The 23,120-nt window shown below is 64.7% G+C and carries 24 protein-coding genes; 18 read left to right on the forward strand and 6 right to left on the reverse strand.

Annotated elements, in window-relative coordinates; translation table 11 throughout:
• Window positions 1-31 precede the first annotated feature (31 nt).
• The 3 genes from FBY33_RS06605 to FBY33_RS06610 form a co-directional block, all read right to left on the reverse strand.
• The gene (locus FBY33_RS06605) at window positions 32-631 is read right to left on the reverse strand and encodes a PepSY domain-containing protein (RefSeq protein WP_160141943.1); all 600 of its coding nucleotides are present in this window, start codon (window positions 629-631) and stop codon (window positions 32-34) included.
• Window positions 632-774: 143 nt separating this feature from the next.
• Window positions 775-1,005 (reverse strand): hypothetical protein, encoded by a 231-nt coding sequence (locus tag FBY33_RS20335; protein ID WP_160141944.1) that lies wholly within the window; start codon window positions 1,003-1,005, stop codon window positions 775-777.
• A gap of 65 nt (window positions 1,006-1,070) precedes the next feature.
• Window positions 1,071-1,931 (reverse strand): sugar phosphate isomerase/epimerase family protein, encoded by an 861-nt coding sequence (locus FBY33_RS06610; RefSeq protein WP_142029845.1) that lies wholly within the window; start codon window positions 1,929-1,931, stop codon window positions 1,071-1,073.
• A 181-nt stretch (window positions 1,932-2,112) separates the two neighbouring features.
• On the opposite strand from FBY33_RS06610, the gene FBY33_RS06615 reads away from it, so the two are divergent.
• From FBY33_RS06615 to FBY33_RS06680, 15 genes are all read left to right on the forward strand, one after another.
• Window positions 2,113-3,108, forward strand: a complete 996-nt coding sequence (locus FBY33_RS06615; RefSeq protein WP_200831332.1) for a substrate-binding domain-containing protein — start codon at window positions 2,113-2,115, stop codon at window positions 3,106-3,108.
• 73 nt (window positions 3,109-3,181) lie between these two features.
• Window positions 3,182-4,225, forward strand: coding sequence for an ABC transporter permease (locus FBY33_RS06620; RefSeq protein WP_142029847.1), 1,044 nt, complete (start codon window positions 3,182-3,184; stop codon window positions 4,223-4,225).
• Between the two features lie 5 nt (window positions 4,226-4,230).
• A complete protein-coding gene (locus FBY33_RS06625) occupies window positions 4,231-5,157 on the forward strand; it encodes an ATP-binding cassette domain-containing protein (protein ID WP_142029848.1) in 927 nt (308 codons plus the stop codon).
• Window positions 5,158-5,189: 32 nt separating this feature from the next.
• Complete coding sequence (locus FBY33_RS06630; RefSeq protein WP_142029849.1) at window positions 5,190-6,620, forward strand: aldehyde dehydrogenase family protein; 1,431 nt, start codon at window positions 5,190-5,192, stop codon at window positions 6,618-6,620.
• Window positions 6,621-6,643: 23 nt separating this feature from the next.
• Window positions 6,644-8,593, forward strand: coding sequence for a 3D-(3,5/4)-trihydroxycyclohexane-1,2-dione acylhydrolase (decyclizing) (gene iolD / locus FBY33_RS06635; RefSeq protein WP_142029850.1), 1,950 nt, complete (start codon window positions 6,644-6,646; stop codon window positions 8,591-8,593).
• Window positions 8,590-9,393, forward strand: coding sequence for an HpcH/HpaI aldolase family protein (locus FBY33_RS06640; RefSeq protein WP_142029851.1), 804 nt, complete (start codon window positions 8,590-8,592; stop codon window positions 9,391-9,393). The genes iolD and FBY33_RS06640 overlap by 4 nt, the downstream gene beginning before the upstream one ends.
• A gap of 28 nt (window positions 9,394-9,421) precedes the next feature.
• Window positions 9,422-10,633: a Gfo/Idh/MocA family protein gene (locus FBY33_RS06645; protein WP_142029852.1), complete on the forward strand. Its 1,212-nt coding sequence runs from the start codon at window positions 9,422-9,424 to the stop codon at window positions 10,631-10,633.
• 2 nt (window positions 10,634-10,635) lie between these two features.
• Window positions 10,636-11,655 (forward strand): LacI family DNA-binding transcriptional regulator, encoded by a 1,020-nt coding sequence (locus FBY33_RS06650; protein ID WP_142029853.1) that lies wholly within the window; start codon window positions 10,636-10,638, stop codon window positions 11,653-11,655.
• Window positions 11,656-11,734: 79 nt separating this feature from the next.
• Entirely contained in the window at window positions 11,735-12,667 is a 933-nt protein-coding gene (locus tag FBY33_RS06655) for a hydroxyacid dehydrogenase (protein WP_142029854.1), read from the forward strand.
• Window positions 12,664-12,798 (forward strand): hypothetical protein, encoded by a 135-nt coding sequence (locus FBY33_RS20810; protein ID WP_268815865.1) that lies wholly within the window; start codon window positions 12,664-12,666, stop codon window positions 12,796-12,798. Before FBY33_RS06655 ends, FBY33_RS20810 begins: the two co-directional genes overlap by 4 nt.
• Window positions 12,788-13,801: an inositol 2-dehydrogenase gene (gene iolG, locus FBY33_RS06660; protein WP_142029855.1), complete on the forward strand. Its 1,014-nt coding sequence runs from the start codon at window positions 12,788-12,790 to the stop codon at window positions 13,799-13,801. Before FBY33_RS20810 ends, iolG begins: the two co-directional genes overlap by 11 nt.
• A gap of 2 nt (window positions 13,802-13,803) precedes the next feature.
• On the forward strand, window positions 13,804-14,583 hold the full coding sequence (locus FBY33_RS06665; RefSeq protein WP_142029856.1) for an SDR family oxidoreductase: 780 nt from the start codon (window positions 13,804-13,806) through the stop codon (window positions 14,581-14,583).
• Window positions 14,580-15,467, forward strand: coding sequence for a sugar phosphate isomerase/epimerase family protein (locus tag FBY33_RS06670; protein WP_142029857.1), 888 nt, complete (start codon window positions 14,580-14,582; stop codon window positions 15,465-15,467). Before FBY33_RS06665 ends, FBY33_RS06670 begins: the two co-directional genes overlap by 4 nt.
• Window positions 15,464-16,489: a Gfo/Idh/MocA family protein gene (locus FBY33_RS06675; RefSeq protein WP_142029858.1), complete on the forward strand. Its 1,026-nt coding sequence runs from the start codon at window positions 15,464-15,466 to the stop codon at window positions 16,487-16,489. Before FBY33_RS06670 ends, FBY33_RS06675 begins: the two co-directional genes overlap by 4 nt.
• Window positions 16,489-17,982, forward strand: a complete 1,494-nt coding sequence (locus FBY33_RS06680) for a CoA-acylating methylmalonate-semialdehyde dehydrogenase (protein ID WP_142029860.1) — start codon at window positions 16,489-16,491, stop codon at window positions 17,980-17,982. Before FBY33_RS06675 ends, FBY33_RS06680 begins: the two co-directional genes overlap by 1 nt.
• A gap of 99 nt (window positions 17,983-18,081) precedes the next feature.
• Here FBY33_RS06680 and FBY33_RS06685 read toward each other — a convergent pair whose 3' ends face one another.
• Entirely contained in the window at window positions 18,082-19,641 is a 1,560-nt protein-coding gene (locus FBY33_RS06685) for a carboxylesterase/lipase family protein (protein ID WP_142029862.1), read from the reverse strand.
• Between the two features lie 103 nt (window positions 19,642-19,744).
• On the opposite strand from FBY33_RS06685, the gene FBY33_RS06690 reads away from it, so the two are divergent.
• Entirely contained in the window at window positions 19,745-20,497 is a 753-nt protein-coding gene (locus FBY33_RS06690) for a GAF and ANTAR domain-containing protein (RefSeq protein WP_142029864.1), read from the forward strand.
• Here the strand turns inward: FBY33_RS06690 and FBY33_RS06695 are convergent.
• Entirely contained in the window at window positions 20,482-20,802 is a 321-nt protein-coding gene (locus tag FBY33_RS06695; protein ID WP_142029865.1) for a hypothetical protein, read from the reverse strand. The genes FBY33_RS06690 and FBY33_RS06695 overlap by 16 nt on opposite strands.
• Before the next feature lie 195 nt (window positions 20,803-20,997).
• On the opposite strand from FBY33_RS06695, the gene FBY33_RS06700 reads away from it, so the two are divergent.
• Complete coding sequence (locus FBY33_RS06700; protein WP_142029866.1) at window positions 20,998-21,282, forward strand: hypothetical protein; 285 nt, start codon at window positions 20,998-21,000, stop codon at window positions 21,280-21,282.
• A 35-nt stretch (window positions 21,283-21,317) separates the two neighbouring features.
• Complete coding sequence (locus FBY33_RS06705) at window positions 21,318-21,755, forward strand: universal stress protein (RefSeq protein ID WP_142029867.1); 438 nt, start codon at window positions 21,318-21,320, stop codon at window positions 21,753-21,755.
• A 60-nt stretch (window positions 21,756-21,815) separates the two neighbouring features.
• Here FBY33_RS06705 and FBY33_RS06710 read toward each other — a convergent pair whose 3' ends face one another.
• On the reverse strand, window positions 21,816-23,075 hold the full coding sequence (locus FBY33_RS06710) for a glycoside hydrolase family 1 protein (protein ID WP_142029868.1): 1,260 nt from the start codon (window positions 23,073-23,075) through the stop codon (window positions 21,816-21,818).
• Window positions 23,076-23,120: the final 45 nt, after the last annotated feature.

Genomic DNA, 23,120 nt, shown 5'->3' on the forward strand with positions numbered 1-23,120 from the left:
ACGATCGCGTCCACCCAAGGCGGTGGCGCGTTCAGTGACCGCCAGGGCCGCCGGTTTCGGTGGCGGTGATGGTGAAGTTTGTGTCGAGTTTGACGGTGGTGCGGGTGCCGTCGGAGGTGGTGATGTGGGCTTCGTAGACGGCGGACCCGTCGTCTTCAGTGGTCATGGACTCGATGGCGGCGCCGGAGTTGGCGGCCAGGATGGCGGCCTTGACCTTGTCGGCGGTGTCGCCGGTGAGGTCGGTCTCACTCCCGTGGTGGCCGTGGCCGCCGCGCCCGCCTCCGGTTTCGGTGGCGGTGATGGTGAAGTTTGTGTCGAGTTTGACGGTGGTGCGGGTGCCGTCGGAGGTGGTGATGTGGGCTTCGTAGGCGGCGGACCCGTCGTCTTCAGTGGTCATGGACTCGATGGTTGCGCCGGAGTTGGCGGCCAGGATGGCGGCCTTGACCTTATCGGCGGTGTCCCCGGTGAGGGCCGTTTCGTTCCCGTGTCCGGCCCCCGCCGGTGCGGTGCTGGAGGCGGTTGGTGTCGTGGTTGCGGCGTTAGCCGGCAACGCGGCGGCAGTGAGGGCGCCGCCGCCGACGAGCGCGCCGATCAGGGTGGCGCCTGCCGCAATTTTCCGGAAGTTGTACATGGTGTCTCTCCTGGCTGGTTCTACTTCGGCTTTCGAAGTAGTACCTATCCTCGGAGGTAATCCTGTCGCAATAACTTTCGCCCTGCTTGGGCACACTGTGAGGGTTCCAGAAACGCCGTACCGCTGATTTCGCGGCCTCGAAGTCAGCTGGAGCTTGTCCTGTGCAAGCCGGATTCCCATTTGTAGTCGATCCAGGCCGTGAACCCCTCGTGTCGTTCATACATCATGCGCGGCTCGGCGCCATGGGACTCAAGCCACAGGATCATGCCGTCGGAAGTGACGCCGTCAACACGTCCCACCCGGATCGTGGCTGCATGCTTCCGGACTTCGATCACTTGGCCCAGGAGCGGCGTCCAGTCGCGCTGGAGGTGCATCCGTCTGGCGGCCGGGCCGTTATCAGCGGCCCGGACCCCAGCGCCTGACGTTCCGAGGGCCCGAGTCAGGCCGGGAAGCACGTCAAGGCCGTCGAGTATGCCACCTGCAGGGCTTCCCGCACCGGAAGTGCGCGGTGGGCGTCGGACAGGATTTCGACACCCCAGGGGCCTTGGAAACCAAGACCTTGAAGGGCCCTGATGAAGCCGGTGACGTCCTGGTCACCCTGCCCGCAGAGCCGCCGGTGGTCCCGCGTGTCCTCAAAGAGAGTGCCTCTTACCTCTGTATCGGCGTCATTGAGTTCCACGCCAAAGACCTGGTCAACTGTCAGCTTCTGTGCCAGTTCTTCCAGCGGCGTCCCGTGCCGGAAGACGTGCCAGTAGTCAACCACCAGGCCGCACGCGGGCATATCCACGGCCCGCATCAAATCAGCCGCCCGGGGGATGGAACGGACCATGGAGAAAGCCATGGGTTCCAAAGCGATGCGGGTTCCACGGGTGACGGCTTCCTTGGTGAGCCGCTGCAGCGGCTCCACGAACTGGCCGTAGTCGTCCAGACCGTCGCCCATGGCTGTCCCGACCTTGATGAAACTGGCACCCAATGCCTCAGCTGCCTCGAGCAACAGGTCCAGCTGGGGCTTCCATTCGTCCTGGCGGGAGTCGTCCCACCAGTTGCTGAGGAGCTCAACTTCAACGTGGTTGAATCCCGCCTGGTCAATGAGTTTACGAAGTGCGGGAAAGCCAATGGAGTCCTTGGCCGCGGCGAGATCATCATGGGCGAGCCCGAACCCTGACCAGCCGGTCACGGCCAAGGCTGCAAGCCGTTCGGCGATCGGTACCGGACTGGTTTCCGGGTGGCTCAAGGGGGCAATGTTGCCGGCGCTGGTCCAACAGGAGGCGATCAGTTCAGGTGTGTGCGGGGAAGTCATAGGACAATTGGAACGGTCTATTGACTTCGGGTCAAGCCCCGTTCTATTGTTGGAACGTTCCACAATGCGAGGTGGATCACATCCGTTCAAATCGACATTTCTTCCCTTCTCCCGCCCTGCCTTCAGAGGGCATAGCGGCATGGGCGGCAGTCGAAGTACGCGACATCAAAGGAGATTTCACGTGGCGAAGTTCAATTGGCGCCGGGGCGCAATGGCGCTGGCCGTAGTACCGCTTCTGGCATTGGGTGCATGCTCGACCGGCGGAAAGACTGATACATCAGGCGCAGCCGCAGGAGGCGGCGGCCAGGTGGCGACTACCGCGCGCATCAAGATAGCGATGATCACCCATGCCGCGGCAGGGGACACGTTCTGGGACATCGTGCGTAAAGGTGCCGAGACCGCGGCGCAGAAGGACAACGTCGAGTTCCTGTATAGCGGTGACGCTGAAGGCGGCCGCCAGGCGCAACTCGTGCAACAGGCCATTGACCAGAAGGTCGACGGCATCCTGGTGACCCTGGCCAAACCGGACGCCCTCAAGGACGTCGTCAAGAAGGCCGTCGACGCGGGCATCCCCGTCGTCACATTCAACGCCGGCGAAGATGAGTCCAAAGCGATGGGCGCGATCACGCACTTCGGCCAGAGCGACAAGCTTGCAGGCGTGACGGTCGGCAAACGCTTGGCAGCCGAGGGTGCCAAGCACCCGATCTGTGTCATCCAGGAGCAGGGCCACGTAGGCCTGGAGAACCGGTGCGCGGGTATCAAGGAAAACGTGCCTGGCACTGAGATCCTCAACGTCAACGGTGCTGACATGACCTCTGTGTCATCGACAGTGACCGCCAAACTTCAATCCACCCCTGACGCCGACGCGATCGTCGGGCTTGGAGCACCGTTCACGCTCACCATCGTGAAGTCCGTCAAGGAGAGCGGGAGCAAGATCAAGGTTGCCTCGTTCGACCTCAACGGCGATCTGGCCAAGGCCATCGCCGACGGAAGCGTCGCGTTCACCGTTGACCAGCAGCCCTACCTCCAGGGCTACGGCAGCGTTGACGCCATCTGGCTGAACAAAGTAGGCGGCTTCAAGGTCGGCGGCGGCCAGCAGGTCTACACGGGTCCGGCTGTGGTGGATAAGACCAACGCAGGCGACGTTTCCAAGTTCGCCCAGGCCGGTATCCGCTAACCGGCACCAAAACCGCAGGGATGCCGGCGCCCTGTACCGGCCCGGCATCCCACGCCAAAGGAGTTTAGTCATCATGGCCAATGCTGTCCTAACCGCCGCGCCTCTCGATGAGCGCGTCAGCACCCGGAACAACATCCAGAAATTGTTGGTACGCCCGGAGATCGGCGCCCTCGTCGGAGCCGTCGTCCTCTTCATCTTCTTTTCCGCGATCGCCCCTGTCTTCCTGCAGCCCAACTCCCTGGCGACCGTCCTTTATGGAAGCTCAACGATCGGAATCATGGCTGTAGGCGTCGCCCTGTTGATGATTGGCGGCGAGTTCGATCTCTCCACAGGCGTTGCAGTCATCACCTCCGCCCTGTCCGCCTCCATGTTCAGCTGGTACTTCGGTATGAACATCTGGGTGGGAGTCCTCTTCGCTCTGCTGGTGTCTCTTGGCATCGGGTTTATCAATGGCTGGATCCTGGTCAAGACCAAGCTGCCCAGCTTCATCGTTACCCTTGCCACCTTCCTGATGCTCGCGGGCCTGAACCTGGGCCTGACGCGCATGATCGGCGGTGCTGTGGCCACCCCTTCCATATCTCAGATCGACGGGTTCGATGCAGCAAAGGCGATCTTCGCTTCGAGCGTGAACATCGCGGGCATTGAAGTGAACGTCACAGTCTTCATTTGGCTCGCCATGGTGGCCGTAGCCTCCTGGGTGCTGCTCCGCACGCAGATCGGTAACTGGATCTTCGCTTCCGGCGGCGACGCCAATGCCGCACGTGCTGTGGGTGTACCGGTCACCAAGACCAAGATCGGCCTGTTCATGGCTGTCGGTTTCTGCGGCTGGATCCTGGGCATGCATAACCTCTTTGCTTTCAACACCGTGCAGTCCGGTGAAGGTGTAGGCAATGAGTTCCTTTACATCATCGCGGCCGTGATCGGTGGCTGCCTACTGACCGGCGGTTACGGTTCCGCAGTCGGTGGCGCGATCGGCGCGTTCATCTTCGGTATGGCCAACAAGGGCATCGTCTACGCGCAATGGAACCCGGACTGGTTCAAGTTCTTCCTCGGACTGATGTTGCTGCTGGCCACCATCGTCAACCTCATCGTCAAGCGCCGAGCCGAAAGCAAGTAGCCATCATGAACGCACAGCAAATTGACCAGCAGACCCTGTTGAAGGATGAAAAGGATCCGCTGACACACACCCCGGTGCACCTGCTCTCGCTCGAAGCCATCGGCAAGCATTACGGCAACGTCATCGCCCTGCGTGACGTGACCATGGCCGTGGACAACGGCCGCGTCACCTGCGTTCTGGGTGACAACGGCGCGGGCAAGTCCACCCTGATCAAGATCATCGCCGGCCTGCACCAGCACGATGAAGGCTCCTTCAGGATCGGCGGCGAGGAACGCAAACTAAGCAGTCCCCGCGAAGCCCTCGACGCTGGAATCGCCACCGTCTACCAGGACCTCGCCGTGGTGCCGCTGATGCCGATCTGGCGGAACTTCTTCCTCGGCTCGGAACTCACGTCCGGCTTCGGCCCGTTCAAGAGCATGGACGTCCAGAAGATGAAGGACATCACGCTCAAGGAACTGGCCGAGATGGGCATCGACCTGCGCGATGTGGAACAGCCCATCGGCCAGCTCTCCGGCGGTGAGCGCCAGTGCGTGGCCATCGCCCGGGCGGTGTACTTCGGCGCGAAGGTCCTCATCCTGGACGAGCCGACGGCGGCCCTCGGCGTGAAGCAGTCCGGCGTGGTCCTGCGGTACATCCTGCAAGCCCGCGACCGTGGACTCGGGGTCATCTTCATCACCCACAACCCGCACCACGCATTCCCCGTCGGGGACCGGTTCCTGCTGCTCAAGCGCGGCAAGTCGATCGGCTACTACGACAAGAAGGACATCACCCTGGACGAGCTGACGGCCCAGATGGCCGGCGGCGCCGAACTCGCCGAACTCGCCCACGAGCTCGAACAGCTCGGCGGTCACGCAGAAGCCCTCAATGAGGTCAAAACCGAAGTGGCCGAAGTCGCCCACACGGCACACGAAAGCAACACGAAGCGCCACTAAGCGCGAACGTTCACAACCTGGATGGAGCAACCATGGAAATGCTAATTGCCGGAAACTGGCGCGGCGCCGCCGACGGTCGGATCGAGGAAGTCCGCTCGCCGTTCGACGGCCGGACTATCGACACAGTGCCGGTGGCAACGGTCAAGGACGCCCAGGAAGCCCTTGACCGGGCCGAGATCGGAGCCCACCTGCAACGGACCACCCCCGCGCACGTGCGGGTCGACATCCTCCTCCGGGCAGCAGCACTGGCCGATGAACGGGCCGAGGACATCGCCCAGGCAATTAGCGCCGAAACCGGTAAGCCCATTACGGAAGCCAGGGGCGAGGCGAGCCGTTCCGGCAACATCATCCGCTTGGCAGCCCATGAAGGAAGCCAGCTGTACGGCTCCACCCTCCCATTGGATGCCAATGCCGGCACCGGCCTGGACAAGATTGGGTTCACGCTGAGGCAACCGGTGGGAATCGTTGTTGCCATTACACCCTTCAACTACCCCGCCTTGCTGGTGTTGCACAAGGTCGCACCCGCGCTGGCAGCCGGTAACGCCGTCGTACTTAAACCGGCCCGCACCACGCCGCTGACGGCGCTGAAGCTGGCGCAGTGCTTCGTTGACGCCGGCCTGCCGCCCGAGGCGCTGTCCGTGATCACCGGGCCCGGCAGCACCCTTGGTGATGTCCTGGTGACGGATCCGCGGGTGCGGAAGGTGTCCTTCACGGGCTCCACCAGTACCGGGACGCATATCAGCTCGATCGCCGGCGTAAAGAAGCTGTCCCTGGAACTTGGCGCCTCCTGCCCCGTGATCATCCTGCCGGATGCGGATCTCGAACTGGCTTCAACCGCGGTTGCCGCGGGTGGATTCATCAATGCTGGCCAGGTTTGCATCTCCGTGCAGCGGGTCATCGTGGACCGTCGCGTGGAGGCTGACTTCCTGGACGCACTGGTTCCGAAGGTCGAAGCGATCACCCTGGGCAACCCCAAGGAAGATGACACCCGCCTTGGCTCGCTGATCTCCGAAGGTGAAGCCTCCCGCGTTCATGCCTCCATTTCGGAGGCCCGCCATTCGGGTGCCCGGGTCCTCACGGGTGGTGACCGGGACGGCGCGGTAGTGACTCCCGCCGTCGTCGCCGGAGTTGACCCGAGGTCGAACCTGAGCCGAAACGAACTGTTCGGTCCCGCCGTCGCAGTCTCCTCAGCCCAGGACATGGAATCGGCTATCGCGATGGCCAACGACAACGATTACGGACTGGGCGCGGGCATCTTCACCAGCGACGTCGCCGCCGCCGTCCAAGCCATGCGGCAGATCGACGCCGGCAATATCCACATCAACTGGTCCCCGCTCTGGCGGGCGGACCTCATGCCCTACGGCGGCCTGAAAGGCAGCGGCATCGGCAAGGAAGGCGTCCGCTCCGCTGTACAGGAAATGACCGAGGAAAAGACGATCGTCCTGCACGGACGCCCCTGGTAACCATGACAACCGGAAACAAGGCAATGACCACACCATCCCAGACCATCAGGCTCACCACCGCACAGGCAGTCGTCAAGTACCTGTCCGTGCAGTATTCCCTCGCCGACGGCGCCCGCCGCCGCCTTATCCCCGCAGCGCTCGGGATTTTCGGCCATGGCAACGTCGCCGGCCTCGGACAGGCACTGGACGAACTCGCCGACGACATGCCGTTCATCCAAGGCCGGCACGAGCAGTACCTTGCCCACATCTCCACCGCCTACGCCAAGGCAAGCCGCCGCCAGGCAGTCCTCGCCGTGACGGCCTCCATCGGCCCGGGAGCACTGAACCTGGTCACCGCAGCCGGCCTGGCCACGGTGAACCGGCTGCCGCTGCTGCTCCTGCCCGGCGACACCTACGCCACCCGCCACCAAGGCCCGGTGCTGCAGCAGCTGGAACATCCCACCGAGGCTGACGCAACCGTCAACGATGCGTTCCGGCCTGTGTCGCGCTTCTTCGACCGGATCAACCGCCCGGAACAGCTCCTGACAGCACTCCCGCAGGCCATGCGCGTGCTCACCAGCCCCACCGATACCGGTGCCGTGGTCATCTCGCTGCCCCAGGACGTGCAGTCCCACGCCTACGACTTCCCGGTGGAGTTCTTTGAACCCCGCGACTGGAAGATCCGCCGGCCGCTTCCGGACCTGGAGGAAGTTGCGGACGTCGCCCGGCTCATCCGCTCCGCCAAGCGTCCCGTGATCATCGCCGGCGGCGGCATCCACTACTCGGACGCCCACGCAGCCCTTGAAGGCCTGGCCGGACAGCTCGGAATCCCCGTCGTGGAAACCTTCGGCGGCAAGGGCGCCGTGACCAAGGACGAATGGTGGCAGGTGGGCGGCGTCGGGCTGGAAGGCAACTTCGCCTCCAATGCCTTGGTCAAGCAGGCCGACCTGGTGCTGAGCGTCGGTACCCGCCTCACCGACTTTGCCACCGGATCCCAGTCGATCTTCGAGAACCCCGAGGTGCGCTTCGCATCCCTGAACATCGTGGACGCGGACACCCGCAAGCAGGGCGCCACCGGCATCCTGGCCGACGCCAGGCTGGGACTGGAAGCACTGGCCCAGGCCCTGGAAGGCCACAGCACCAGCGAAAAATGGCAGGAGACCGTCCACACGGAGAAGGCCAAGTGGGCACCCATCCGGTCGCAGTGGCTCGACGCGGACACCGCTTACCGCCCGGAAGACCACCCGGACGCCCCCGTCACCGGTGCAGTCCTGACCCAGCCCCAGCTCATCGGCCTCATGCAGGAACACGCGCGCTCCGGGGACACTATCATCGCCGCAGCCGGCGGGCCTCCCGGTGACCTGCAGAAGGTCTGGGATGCGACGGGCAACCGCAACTGCCACCTTGAATTCGGTTTCTCCTGCATGGGCTACGAAATCGCCGCCGGCATGGGCGTGCGCCTGGCCGAGGGCAACAACGAGAACCGCGTGGTCACCTTCATCGGCGATGGCACATTCCTTATGGCCCCCACCGAAATCCTCACCGCCGCGCAGGAAGGCCTCAACGTCACCATCGTTGTGTCCGAGAACCACGGTTACCAGGTCATCCACCGCCTGCAGATGAACCGCATGGGCCGAGAATTCGGCAACGAATTCCGTTACCGCACCGCGGGCGGCAGTGTCGCTGCAGAGGACGCCCCCAAGGCACGGCTGGACGGCGATTACCTCAAGGTGGACCTGCGGCAGATCGCCGAAGGCCTGGGCGCGCTGGCCATCCGCGCCACCACCGCGGCCGAAGTCCGCGAAGCCCTGGCCTCCACCCGCGAGACCGAGGGGCCTGTGGTGATCGTGGTTCCCACCGTTCCCCACGTGGACCTGCCCGGCGGCGACGTCTGGTGGGACGTTGCGCCCGCTGAAATCTCGGGCCAGGAATGGGTGCAGAACCTCCGGGCCGACTACGACCAGGCCCGCGGCCGCCAGCGGTGGTTCGGATGAGCGCCTCTCCAGCAGTTGGTGGAAAGCACGACGGCGGCCCGCTGGACGGCGGCCGGCTGCGTCAGCGGTTGGCGGCAGGCGAGGTCACCGTGGGGACCTTTGTGGGCATGGCCTCGGCAACGGCCGCGGAAGTATGCGCGGCGGCCGGTGCTGACTGGGTCCTGATCGACCTTGAGCACGGCTCCGGCGGCGAAGAGGCCCTGCGTGACGGGGTACTTGCAGCCGGGAGTTATGGCGTTCCCACCATCGTCCGGGTGGAAACCGGCGAGCGGATCCGCATCGGACGTGCTCTTGACCAGGGCGCAGCAGGCATCATGGTGCCCCGCCTGAACACAGTCGGGGAAGCGGGCACCGCGGTGCGCCACCTGATGTACCCGCCGCACGGCGACCGGGGCGTCGCAACGTACAACCGCTCGTGCCGCTGGGGCATGGACCGGGCGCCCCTGACCGCGGACCAGCAGGCCGCCGTCGGAGTCATCCAGATCGAAACCCTCGATGCCCTGGACCACGTGGAAGAGATCGCGGCCCAGGACGGCGTGGACGTCCTCTTCGTCGGCCCGCTGGACTTGTCCTACGCCCTGGGCGTGCCGCTCCAACTGGACAGCAATGCCTTCCAGGAGGCGCTGCAGCGGGTAGTTGCGGCCGCGGACCTGCACCACAAGGCGGCCGGCATCCTGGCAGTGGACGGCATGGCGGCAGCAAAGTACGTCCGGCAGGGCTTCCGTTTCGTGGCCATCGGCTCGGATTCCACCATCATGGCGGCGGCGTTCCGTGACGCTTTCGACGCCGCCCGCAACTAACAAGAATTCCAACTAGAAAGGCATGAACGTGAGCCTAGAATCCCGCACCGTCGGTGTCGGCCTGATCAGCGTCGGATGGATGGGAAAGCTCCACTCCCGCGCTTACCAGACAGTCCCTTACGCCTACCCCGAGCTGGGCCTGACCACCAGGCTCGTCATCGCGGCAGACACAGAACCGAGCCGAGTGGAATACGCCCGGAACGTTCTCGGCTTCGCGGAAGGCACCACCGACTACAACGACGTCCTGAACCACCCGGACGTGGACGTCGTCTCCATCTGTGCCCCCAACTTCCTGCACGCCGAAATAGGCATCGCCGCAGCCAGGGCCGGCAAGCACTTCTGGATCGAAAAGCCGGTGGGACGCGGCTACGAGGAAACGGCAGCCGTGCAGGAAGCGGCCCTGGAGGCCGGTGTCGTCACTTCCATTGGCTACAACTACCGCCACGCACCGGCAGTGGAGCACGCGCGGAAGCTGGTTGCTGAGGGCCGGTTGGGCCGCATCACGAACGTCCGCGCCGTCTTCTTCTCAGGCTATGCATCCGAACCCAATGGTGCCTTGTCCTGGCGCTTCGACCGGAAGCTTGCCGGTACGGGCGTCCTGGCCGATCTGTTCAGCCATGCTACGGACCTGTGCCAGTATGTAGTGGGGCCCATCGCCGAGGTGACCGCGCTGACCAGCACTGTTTACTCCCAGCGCCCCAAGCTGGCTATGGGATCCGGGACACACTTCGCAGTGATCGAGAACGGTGAAATGGGAGAGGTCGAGAATGAGGACTACGCTGCGGCGCTGGTTCGCTTCGGCCCGTCCGCCATCGGAGCCGGTGCCGTCGGCACCATCGAATCGTCCCGCGTCGCCGTCGGTCCCGAATGCGGCTACGAGATCGAGGTCTATGGAACCGAAGGCTCACTCAAGTGGGACTTCGAGCGCATGAACGAACTCAAAGTCTGCCTGGGCCGGAACAACGACGAGCAAGGCTACACCACGGTCAACGCGAGCCCGCGCTACGGAGATTACTCCCACTTCCAGCCTGGCCCCGGCAACAGCATGGGCTTTGATGACCTTAAGGTCATTGAGGCCAAAAAGTTCCTTGTCGCCGTCACCGGAGGAGTGCAGGAGAACTCCAACATCAACGACGCCGCTTCCGCTGCCGCCATTGTCAGCGCAGCCGAAGCATCATCGTTGTCAGGTCAGTGGCAGAAGATCGAGGAAATCCACGGCACCACGGCAGCTCGGGCCTAGCCATGGCAACCCCATCCGCCCGGCGGCCAACAATCGTGGACGTTGCAGAACGTGCAGGCGTTTCCAAGTCCTTGGTTTCCCTCGTCCTCCGCGACTCACCGCGCGTCAGCGACGAACGCCGCCAGCGGGTGCTGAAGGTCGTGGAAGAGATGGGCTACGAACTGAACCTGGCAGCCCGGTCCCTGGCCACCAGGGACAGCGGAACCATCGGTGTGCTGGTCAGTGACATGCACAACCCCTGGGCCTTTGATGTTGCCGATGCTGCCCGGACCGTCCTGGAACGGGCAGGCCACACGGTGCTCTTCAGCGCTGTGACGGCGGCTGACAGGGGAGTGGACCAATCCATTCTCCAGGCCTTCCGTGACCTGCGCGTGGCCGGCTTGCTGGTGGTGGGAACTGTGCCTGACAAGGCACCGTTCAGCCGTGCAGTTTCCGGTGGGGCAGTGGTCTTTGCCGGTGGTGGACCGGATTATATCGACACCGCGGACGTCGTCCGCAGTGACGACGCCCATGGCATGGCCATGGTTGTTGAGCACCTGATCGCCCAGGGGCACGAGAACATCGTGCACCTGGGCGGACTTGGGGGCTCGGTGGGCCGGGAACGCGTGGATGGGTATTCGGCGGCCATGGAAGAGCATGGGCTTAACCGCCATATCCGTGTGGTTGACACCGACTTCTTCCAGGAGTCAGGCTATGTCGCGGCTCAACGGGCCCTTAGCTCGTCGCGTTCGAAGCATCAGCGCCCCACAGCGCTGGCCTGCATCAACGACCTCGCCGCCTTCGGTGCCATGACAGCCGCGGATGAACGGGGCATGGAAGTAGCCATCACCGGATACGACAACATTGCGCTCGGTGCGATGCCCCGCCTGGGACTGACCACAGTTGATCCGGACAGCTCCAAAATCGGGGTGACTGGAGCCAACACCCTGCTGGAACGCATCCATGGCGAAGGCAACGGATTCGTCCACCATCCCATCACCCCGCACCTCGTGGTGCGCACCTCAAGCCTCCTCGGCCTGTAGCCGCTTACCCCTGTAGCAACACCTCGCCGCTGCGCCGCATCCGGCGCAGTTCCCAGACCCCACATCTTCAAGGATGACGATGGCTTCTTTAACCACACCCCAAATCTTTGTTGCCCTCGGCAGCGTCGAACCTGATCTGGTTGAACCGCTGCTCTCCGAGCACCAGCGGCTCATCCAAGACCCCACCGACGAAGAGCTGGCCACAGCAGACGCCGCAATCGTCAGGGCAGCGTACCGGGTGGACCGGGACCTGCTGGACCGCATGCCGGCACTCAAAGTCATCGCCAGGACCGGCGTCGGAACTGATCTGGTGGACGTTGCTGAAGCCAACCGCCGTGGAATCCCTGTGGTCATCACGCCCGGAAGCAACACTGCTTCGGTGGCGGAAGGTGTGTTCGCCCACCTGCTTGCGCTGGTCAAGAAACTTGCTCCGCTGACCGCGCTGGTCCGTGACGGACGCTGGGAGGAGCGCTCCGCCGTCGGGGTTGGAGACCTGGAAGGGTTCACGCTTGGCATCATCGGCTACGGACGCATCGGCCGGCGCGTGGCCCGCATCGCTGAAGCCTTCGACCTGAAAGTCCTGGCCTACGATCCCTATGCCGACGTTCCTGCCGGGATCCGCTGTGAAAGCGTTGAACAGCTCCTTGCCGGCAGCGACTTCGTCACCCTGCACGTTCCGCTCACGCCTGAAAACCGGAACCTCATGAATGCCGGCCGGCTTGCCGGCATGAAGTCCGGGGCAGTACTCATCAACTGCAGCCGGGGCGGCCTCATCGACCTGGATGCAGCCCACGAAGCACTGACGTCAGGGCAACTCTCCGGGCTCGGCTTGGACGTCTATGACCCCGAACCACCGTCCCATCACCCGCTCTTCGACCATGAAAACGTCGTCCTGACCCCTCACCTGATGGGCTTTACCCGGCAGGGTATGGCCCACACCGTCAGGGATGCCGCACGGGGCGCCGTTGACGTGCTCGCGGGCCGTACCCCCTTGGCGGTGGCAGCGCCGTGACCGCCCGCATTGGAACCACCGACGGCGCAACTGCCGACGGCGCAACTGCCGACGTAAACCATGAAGCAACAACCCACGCCCAGGCTTTCCAGGGCAACCCGCTAGAAAGGACCCCCACCAATGTCCGCTGACCGCCCCCTCAAGGTTGCCCTGTTCGGTTCCGGCCGCATCGGCCACGTCCACGCCCGCAACATCCTGGCCAATCCGGACCTGGAACTGGCCGCCATCGCCGACCCCTACATCGAAGGCGCACAAGCCCTTGCGGCCGGAACTGGCGCCGTGGCCGTCGCCACTGCAGATGAGGTCTTCGCCATCGACGGACTCGACGCCATCATCATCGGTTCGCCCACAAACACGCACGTTGACCTGATTTCCCGGGCCGCGGCACACGGTGTGGCAACCCTGTGCGAGAAGCCGATCGATTTGGACATCGACCGGGTCCTCTCATGCCGGGAGAGCCTCCGCGGCAGCCACACCCCCCTTATGCTCGGTTTCAACCGCAGGTTCGACCCCAACTTCTCCTCTGTCCAAGCCAGAGTGCAGGCCGGGGAGATCGGCAAGCTGGAGCAGCTGACCATCATCAGCCGCGATCCTGCCCCGGCGCCGGCCGGCTATATCGCAACCTCCGGCGGCATCTTCCGTGACCAGAGCATCCACGACCTGGACATGGCCAGGTTTTTCGTCCCCGACATCATCGAGGTTTCCGCGACGGGCTCGAATCTCTTCTGCGACTACATCGAGGAGGCCGGCGACTTCGATTCCGTGGTCATCACCCTGCGGGGAAGCGGCGGGGAGCAGATCACCATCATCAATTCCCGCCACAGTGCCTTCGGCCATGACCAGCGGCTTGAAGCCTTCGGCAGTGAAGGGATGCTGACCGCAGGCAACCTGACCCCCACCAGTGTCCGGAAGTTCACGGCAGCCGGCGCGGAAGAAGCCGATCCATACCTGAACTTCTTCCTCGAGCGTTATGCCCAGGCTTACCGGGCCGAACTGGACAACTTTGTGCAGTCCATCCGGACGGGAGTCCCGTGCAGCCCGGGCTTCGACGACGGAGTGCAGGCCCTCGTCCTGGCCAACGCTGCAGAAGAATCAGCCCGCTCCGGGCGTGTGGTCAAGGTCGGAAAGGAGTAGCAATGCCACTCCTCAAGGACAAAGTGCTCCTCGTCAGCGGCGGCACACAAGGGCTGGGCGCCGGAGTCGCACGGCGCGCGGCATCTGAGGGAGCTGCCGGCATCGCCATCACTGGGAGGAACGCGGACGCGGGCGAACAACTCGCGGCCGAAATCACAGCCTCCGGCGTGGAGACGCGGTTCATCAAAACCGACCTTGCCGACGTTGAACAGGCCCGCAATTCCGTATTCGAGACGGTCTCCGTCTTCGGCCAGCTGGACTGTGCAGTCAACGCGGCCGGCCTCACCACCCGGGGCACCATGCTCGACACCACCCCGGAGCTCTTCGACGCCCACATCGCAGTCAACCTGAAATCGCCGTTCTTCATCATGGCCGAAACCATCAGGCACTTCCGCGAGCGGGGCGTCCCTGGAAGCATCCTGAACGTCATTTCCATAGCCGAACTTGGCGGCCAGCCCTACCTGGCACCGTACGTGGCGGCTAAAGCGGGCCTGGCCGGTGTTACCCGCAATGCCGCCCACGCCCATCGCTGGGACAAGATCCGCATCAACGGCCTGGACATCGGCTGGACCGCCACTGACGGCGAAGCCGATACCCAGAAGAAATTCCACGGTGCGGGGGATGACTGGCTGGAGAAAGCCAACGCCTCCGTCCCGATGGGCAAGCTCGGACAAGTGGACGAGATCGCCGAATTCATTGTTTTTCTCCTCTCCGACAGGAGCGGTGTAGTCACAGGCTCAGTCATCGACTGGGACCAGAACGTACTTGGAGGATCAGATTGAGCACCATCACCAGCCGCCTCGCCGCAGCACCCATTTCCTGGGGCGTCTGCGAAGTCCCCGGGTGGGGCTACCAGTTGGAGGCAGACAAGGTTCTGTCCGAAATGACCGCCCTGGGCATCAGCGCCACCGAATTCGGACCGGCCGGGTTCCTTCCCGAAGAGGCCAACCAGCGCGCCGAGGTCCTGAAGCGGCACAACCTGCAGGCCATCGGCGGTTTCTTCCCGGTCATCCTGCACGATCCGTCCAAGAATCCCCTGGACGTTGTCGCAGCGGAGCTGGATGCCTATGAAGCCGCGGGCGCCAGCATCATGGTCCTCGCCGCTGAGACCGGCGTTGCCGGTTACGACCAGCGCCACGAGCTCGACGCCGAAGGCTGGGACCTGTTCGGCAGGAACCTTGACGCTGTGGTCAAGGCCGCCGCGGACAAGGGCATCCAGGCAGTCGTCCACCCGCACGTCGGCACCATGATTGAAAGCACCTCGGACGTTGACCGGGTCTTGAACGGTACCGCTGCCAACCTTTGCCTGGACACCGGACACCTGCTGATCGGCGGCACCAACCCCGCATTGCTGGTGCGCGACTACGCGTCCCGCATCGGCCACACCCACCTGAAGGACGTGCGGGCATCAGTCGCACGGCGCGTCCAGGCTGGCGAAATCTCCTACACGGACGGCGTGAAGACCGGAATGTATGTGCCGTTGGGCCAGGGCGACGTCGGCATCGAGGGCATCGTCCGGGACCTGCTGGACGCCGGGTACCCCGGTTGGTTCACGATGGAACAGGACACCATCCTGGAAACCGAGCCCACGGACGAAGGACCGGTCCGGGACGTGCGCCAGTCCGTCGCTTTCCTGCGCAAGCTCGATGCGGAGATTGGCGGGTGAGCGCTGTCCGCTGGGGCGTGCTGACCACGGCAAGGATCGCCCAAAACCGCTTCCTGCCTTCGATGAGCAGGGCCAGGAATGCAGTGGCGTCGGCCATCAGCAGCCCGAACGGCAAGGCCGCGGAAGTCGCTGAGCAGTTCGGCATCCCCGCAGCCTACAGTTCCCACGAGGAGCTCTTGGCGGACCCGGGCATCGAGGCCGTGTACCTTCCGTTTCCCAACGCACTGCACGCAGACTGGATTATTGCCGCGGCTGAAGCAGGAAAAGACATCCTCTGCGAAAAGCCGCTCGTCGCCACCAGCCACGACTACCGGCGGGTGGTGGAAGCGTGCGAACGCAACGGGGTGACCCTCATGGAGGCGTTCATGTACCGCTTCCATCCACAGCACCAGAAGGTGCGGGAGTTCATTGATTCCGGCCGGATCGGCGACCTCGTCTCCATGCACGCACGTTTCCACTTCGCCATGGACCGGACCGATGGTGAGGCCCGGCTCCAGCCGGGCATGGACGGAGGCGCCCTCAACGATGTCGGCTGCTACGCCGTGGACATCATGAACATGGTCATGGGCCGCGCCCCGGAGTCCGTCTACGCGAAAGGCACAAGCCGGACCGATCCGGTGGAAACCACCATGGCGGCCATCCTGGACTATGGCGATGTCCTGGGAACCCTGGACTGCGGCTTCGAGGGCCCCCGCACGCACACCTTCCAGGTGATCGGCACCAAAGGCCAGATCACCCTCGACAAGGCATTCGACCCCGACCCGGGTGAGGTAGCCCGCGTCACTGTCTCCCTGCGCGATGGGCGGACAGAATCGTTCGACATCGGCGAGGACCAGTTCAAGGTGGAGATTGAAAGGTTCAGCGCCTGGGTCCGCAATTCCGGCCCGGAACTGATCCACAAGGAACTGACCGAACAGAACCTCGCCGTCCGCCTTGCCCTCCAGGAATCACTTGCCACCGGCCTGCCCCGCCCTGTCAACGAAGTACATGCGGCGGAGCACCACCTACTACAGGAGCAGTAATGACCATCATCAACCACTTCATCAGCGGCACCGAGACCGCCGGCAGCGGCGCTGGCACCAAGCCCGTCCACAACCCCGCCACGGGTGCCGTGACCGCGGAGCTGCGTCTGGCCAGCAGCGAAGACCTGGACAAGACTGTGGCAATCGCCAAGAAGGCTGCCGAGTCCTGGGGTGACATTTCGCTGGCCAAGCGCACAGCCGTGCTGTTCAAGTTCCGCGAACTCGTGGCGGCGCACGTGGAAGAGCTCGCCCAACTGATCACAGCCGAACACGGCAAGGTCCTTAACGACGCCAAGGGCGAAATCGGCCGGGGCCTGGAGGTCATCGAGTTTGCCTGCGGCATCCCGCAATTGCTTAAGGGGGAGTACTCGGACCAGGTTTCCACCGGTATTGACGTTTTTTCGTTCCGTGAGCCGGTGGGCGTGGTTGCCGGCATCACCCCGTTCAATTTCCCGGTGATGGTGCCGCTGTGGATGGCCCCGATGGCCATCGCCACCGGCAACGCCTTCATCCTCAAGCCCTCGCATCGGGTACCGTCCGCTGCCATGCTGCTCGCGAAGCTGTGGAAGGACGCCGGATTGCCGGACGGCGTCTTCCAGGTGCTGCACGGCGACCGTGAAGTGGTTTCGGGACTGCTGACCCACCCGGACGTGGACGCCATCTCCTTCGTCGGCTCCACCCCGGTAGCCAAGTACATCACCGAAGTTGCCACCAAGCACGGCAAGCGCGTCCAGGCACTCGGCGGGGCAAAGAACCACGCCATCGTGCTGCCCGACGCCGACCTCGACAACGCTGCCGACCACCTGGCCGCGGCCGCGTTCGGTTCCGCAGGGCAGCGCTGCATGGCCATTTCAGTCGCTGTCGCCGTCGGGGACGCCGCAGACCTCCTGGTCAAGAAGGTCGAAGAGCGGGCCTTGGACGTCAAGGTCAGGAACGGCACCGAAGCCGACGCCGATATGGGCCCGGTCATCAGCCCCGAATCCCGCGACTTCATCGTCAGGACCATCACCGAAGCCGAACAGGCCGGCGCCGCAATGGTGGTGGACGGCCGCGAGTTGGTGGTGCCCGGCCACGAGGACGGTTTTTGGGTCGGCCCCACAGTCATCGACCATGTGAAGACGGAGATGAGTGCCTACAAGGAGGAGATCTTCGGCCCTGTCCTGGTGGTGGTCCGGGTTGAAGACCTGGACGAAGGCATCAAGCTGATCAACGCCAACCCCTACGGCAATGGCACGGCCATCTTTACGTCCTCCGGTGCAGCGGCAAGGAAGTTCCAGCGCTCCGTGGACGTGGGGATGATCGGCATCAACGTGCCCCTGCCTGTGCCCGTGGCCTACTACTCCTTCGGCGGCTGGAAGGCCTCGCTGTTTGGGGACAAGCACATCTACGGGCCTGAGGGCGTCTCCTTCTACACCCGCGGCAAAGTCGTCACGTCCCGCTGGCCGGAAACGAACCACGCCTCGGGCGCCTCATACAACTTCCCGTCGAACTAAGGCTCGTCGGAAGCAGCTTGCTCCGTTGGCGGTCCCGGGCCCCGGTCCGGAACCGCCAACGCGTGAGGGATGCAGCCGTGGCACGGCACTCCCAACTTTTCAATTCTCTTGCAGCGAAGCTTCCGCCTGCACTTCCGCTGCTGCGAAGAACTCCCGGATCTCCTGCCGGGGGTCGGCTTCCAGCCGGGGCTCTTCGTCGAGCACCATGGTGGTGCGCTGCGTTCCGTACTCCGGCCACGCGAGGTGTTCCGAGCCGGGCGTTCCCGTGCCTGCGAACGCTGCCCACGCCCGGCTCATGGCGTAGCTGAGCGGCTGGGGTGCCTTGCCCCGCGTGAGGAAGGCGGCCTCAGGCGCATCCAGATGCCGGAAGACGAAGGGGATCTCCAGCGCGTGACAGGCTCCCAGCTTCCCGCCCATCGCCGGGCTGCGCCACGTGAACAGGTACGCGAAGTTCCTTCCGCCGGCAGCCTCCTGGCGGGCGGCCAGGAGCCGGTTGCTGGGCTGGCGGTAGAGGGAATCGGCGATGGCCGCTTCCAAGAGCTCCTTGCCGGCCGGTTCCCTGCCCAACAGCGTGGTGAGCGCCTCTGTGTAACCGGGTGCAGCCTCAGCTGGGACCCCGGCGCCGGACAGTACGGCCGCGGCGCGGTCCGGGTACTCCGGGTCCGCCGCGGAGTCCGGGCGCATCTCGACGGCGAATGAACCCTCGTTCAGGTTGGTTCCGATCAGCAGGTCCACGCCGCGGTTGACCCCGTTGCGGACGGCTTCCAGCGGTGGCACCGGCAGTGACGGCGTGCCCACCGTGGGCTGGAACGGCAGCGGAACTGCGAACGACTCCTCAGCAGCACGCCTCTCCAGGGCGGCCTGGGCTTCCAGCAGCCGCTCCACCGGCAGGGTCAGCAGCTCCCTGGCGGAGGAGCCATCCAAACCGCACAATTCAAGGAATGCGGCGGTGACGTGGGCCGATTCCTCCGGCCGGCGGTAACGTTCGGCCGTGCCGCTTTGCATGATGGCCCGGCGGAAGAGCCCTTCCGACGACGGCATGCCCAGCAGGGTGCCGATGGCTGCGGCGCCGGCGGACTCGCCGAAGATCGTCACGCTGTGGGGGTCGCCGCCGAAGGCGCCGATGTTGCGGCGGACCCAGCGCAGTGCCTCCAGCTGGTCCAGCAGGGCAAGGTTGGACGAGTCCCCGTAGTCCGGCCCCAGCAGGTCCGGCAAATGCAGGAAACCCAGCGCGCCCAGGCGGTAGTTAACGGACACCAGCACCACGCCCGCCGCAGCGGCGAGCCGGGCGCCGTCGTACATTGCATCACTGTTGGCGCCCATCAGGTACGCGCCGCCATGGATCCATACCATCACCGGCCTGGCCGGCCCATCCGTCCCGGGCGTCCAGACGTTCAGGTTGAGGCAGCCCTCTTCGCTCCAGGAGCGCGGCGTGGAGCCGGGGGGTGCAGGGGATTCGGGGTTCTGGGGCGCCGCCGGGCCAGGGGCGGTGCAATCGAGCACGCCCGTCCAGGGCAGCACCGGCACCGGTGGCCGGAAGCGGTTGGCTCCCGACGGCGGTTCCGCGTAGGGGATGCCAAGGAACCGCTCGATGGTGGTCCCGTCAGTCTCGACGGAGCTGCCGCGGACGGATCCGTCCGGGGTGGAGAGGCGCGTCATGGTTGACAGGTTACGACACGCGCGCAGGTAGGCTGGCATCACCGTTCGGCAGTGGGCGGCCACGGTGGTGTGGCTTTTAACTAATGTCCGGGAGGTAAGACGCGTGCTCAACGCCGGCGTCCCTGAAGACGAGGATTTCGCAGACGTTGCCCTGCACATCCAGGAGTCATTCCTGCAGAACCCCGAGGTTGAGGCGTTCCTCCAGGATCTGGCGTCCTACGCGGCGGCGCGGATTGGCGGCCAGGGGCACGTATGCTCCTGTGAAATCGTGGTGCTGCGGCCCAAGAAACCCGCGGCGAGCGCCGGCAGCAACCGCAGTGCACCGCTGATGTCGCAGCTGGAGTTGAGACTCGGCGACGGTCCGGGCACCACGGCCATGCGGACGGCAAAGACAGTGCTGGTTCCGGACCTGCGGCGGGAAGAGCGTTGGCCGGAATACGTCCAGGCCGTCCAGCGGCAGGGTTTCCGCTCGGTGCTGAGCATCCCGGCGTCGCTGGAGGGGGATTCGCAGGGCGTCCTCACGTTCCACTGCTCGCAGCCCCTCACCTTTGGCAGCCAGGGCATCGATGCCGCCGAAGCGTTCGTCCGGCAGGCTTCCAAGGGCCTGGGTCTTGCCCTGCGGATGCTGAAGCTGGAAGAGACCAGGGACGGCATGAGCGCCGCCATGCAGACACGCACGGTGATCGACCTGGCAACCGGGGCCATCATGGCGCAGAACCGCTGCAGCCAGGCAACGGCGTTCAAGCTGCTGCGGGATGCCTCAAGCACCAGGAACATGAAACTCCGGGACGTTGCGGCAGCCGTTGTCGCGTCAGTGGCCGGCGCCGCGGACACCTTCACCTACTTCGACGAGTGAGGATCTTTCCGCTCCGGGTCCTTCTGCTTCGGGTCGTGCCGTTCCGGCTGCCGCGCGGAAAGGGCAGAGCCGCTCAGGGGAGCCCGGAGCGGCAGGCCCTCCGCAGCGCAATGTTCATTGACAGCCTGCGCCAGCGCATCACGTTCCTTGGCTGAAAGGTGGGCCTGGCCCGAACAGTAGTCCCGGATGACGTGTTCAGAGGCGTCCCCGCCCAGCCCGGCGAACTCCAGCCACAGTTGTGCCAGGTCCAGCCGGTACTCCTTGATGACGGCACCGGTCAGGGCCTGCTGGTCCACGGCATCCATTGCTCATCCTTGCCTTGGTTGCAGTACTACGGTTGCGGTTCGGAGCGGCCGGCACGGTGGATGGGCAGAGATTGAGAAGTTTGAGCGGGAATTTGAGGCATCCCTGCCGGGGGACCTTCGCCCCTAGGCAGGAAACTCCGGGAAGCGGTCCACTGAAGTGTCTGGAGCAGGCGAGGACAAGAGGAGGCATAGACCATGGGCACATGTGATGTCTGCGGCAGCAGCGAGGGCCGCATGTTTACCGTCAGTATGGGAAACCAGTCCGGCACCTTCGACAGCTTCGAATGCGCCATCCACATGATGGCTCCCGCATGTGAGCACTGCGGCTGCCGGATCCTGGGCCATCCTGTTGAAAGCGAAGCCGGCATCTACTGTTGCCTCCATTGCGCCAGGGAAGCAGGAAATCCCCACCAGGCCGCCAAAGCCGGGCACTCCACGGTGGCGGTGCCGGCGCAGGGGACGTCAACAGGCCAAGGCTAGCCCACGTCAGATAGTCCACCAGGAAAAGGAAAACCGTGGCCGGTAACGGAAGCTTCAGGATCGTGGTGGGCGTGGATGGTTCCGACCAGTCCCGGTCGGCCATGGACTGGGCGATTGAGGAGTCCCGGCTCCGCAAGGGTGACGTCCAGGCGTTGACCGCATGGAGCTTCCCCTACGTCAGTGATGCACTCGGCACCGCTTGGGACTACGAGATCTTCCAGAAGGACGCGCAGGCCATCCTTGAGGCGGAGCTGGAACGCATCAAGGACCAGAGCGTACCCGTCACGGGAAAGATCGTGGAGGGCAACCCGGCGGCCGCACTCATTGAAGCTTCCCGCGACGCGGACCTGGTGGCAGTCGGTTCCCGCGGCCATGGCGGATTCACCGGAATGCTGCTCGGTTCTGTCTCCCACCAGACCATCCACCACGCGCACTGCCCGGTGCTGGTGATCCGCGAACCTGCCGCCGATTAGGTCTTTTGGGAAGAATTATGGCCCGGACTCCGCAGGGAAGTCCGGGCCACTGAACGGAACCTAGGCAGGCTGCGGCGCTTCCGCCAGGCTCTGCTGCCGTGCCAGGCTGCCCAGCCAGCGTGCGCTCTCCTTCGGCGTCCGCTCCAGGGTGGAGCGGTCGACGGCGATCAGGCCGAACTTGGGCCGGTAACCGAAGATCCACTCGAAGTTGTCGAACGCCGTCCAGGCGATGTACCCCCGCACGTCGATGCCGTCGGCAAGGCAGGAGGCAACGCCGTCGACCGCTGCCTTCAGGTAGTCCACCCGCTGGGTGTCATCCTCGGTGGCAAGGCCGTTTTCGGTGACCATGACGGGGATGCCGGCGATCCGGTGTGCCTCGCGGATGGTCGCTTCCAGGGCCTGGGGGTAGATCTCCTCACCCATCTGGTTGGTGGGCACGCCCTCCGGCGCCGGCGCGTGGCCGTCCGGGCCGTACACAGTGCGCCCGTAGGTCTGGATGCCCACGAAGTCATCGCCGCGGGACGCTTCGAGGAAGCGTTCGTTGACGTCGCGGCGCACCCGGTCCGCGATTTGCTCACCGCCGTCGATGGCCTGGATGTCCGAATTTGCCAGGGTCCAGCCCACCTGAAGGTCGGGGCGGTGCGCCTTGATGGCTGCCGTGGCAGCCCGGTGTGCGGCCACCTTCACCTGGAAGCCAGCCTCCGTGGAGCAGAACTGGAACGGGGCAACAGTGCTGGCGTCGACGCCCAGGCGTTCCGCGGCGGCAGCCCACATGGGCACCGAGCCGCGGTTCTCCGGTGCTTCCCCGCCGATGCCGAACGACTCAAGGAGCCAGGGAAGATTGGGCTCGTTCAGGGTACAGGCGACGCCGATCAGGTCACCCACGTGCGCCATCACCTGATCGCAGTAGCGGGCGAAGAGGTCAGGGGTCTCCTTGCCTTCCCAGCCACCGGCCTGAAGCAGCCAGCGCGGTGAGGTGAAGTGGTGGAAGGTGACCACCGGGGTGAGGCCGTGTTCGTGGCATGCCTCCAGCACCCGCTTGTAGTGGTCCAGTTCCGCCACCGAAAAGTGGCCTCTTTCCGGCTCGATCCGGGCCCACTCAATGGAGAAGCGGTAACTGGTGAAGCCCAGCCCCGCGATCAGCGCGATGTCCTCGCGGTAGCGGTGGTAGTGGTCCACGGCATCGCCGGAGGGCTCGGCGAAGATGGTTCCGGGCAGGTGCTCCAGGAACCAGGTATCGCTGTTGACGTTGTTGCCTTCCACCTGGTGGCCTGCAGTGGCCACGCCCCAGAGGAAGTCGCGGGGGAACGGGTTGGTCATGGGGTTCCTTTCGTGATGGACGCATGGAGGCGTCCCAGGCTTCGC

Origin of the sequence: Arthrobacter sp. SLBN-112 (assembly GCF_006715225.1) — a bacterium.
Classification (GTDB): Bacteria; Actinomycetota; Actinomycetes; order Actinomycetales; family Micrococcaceae; genus Arthrobacter.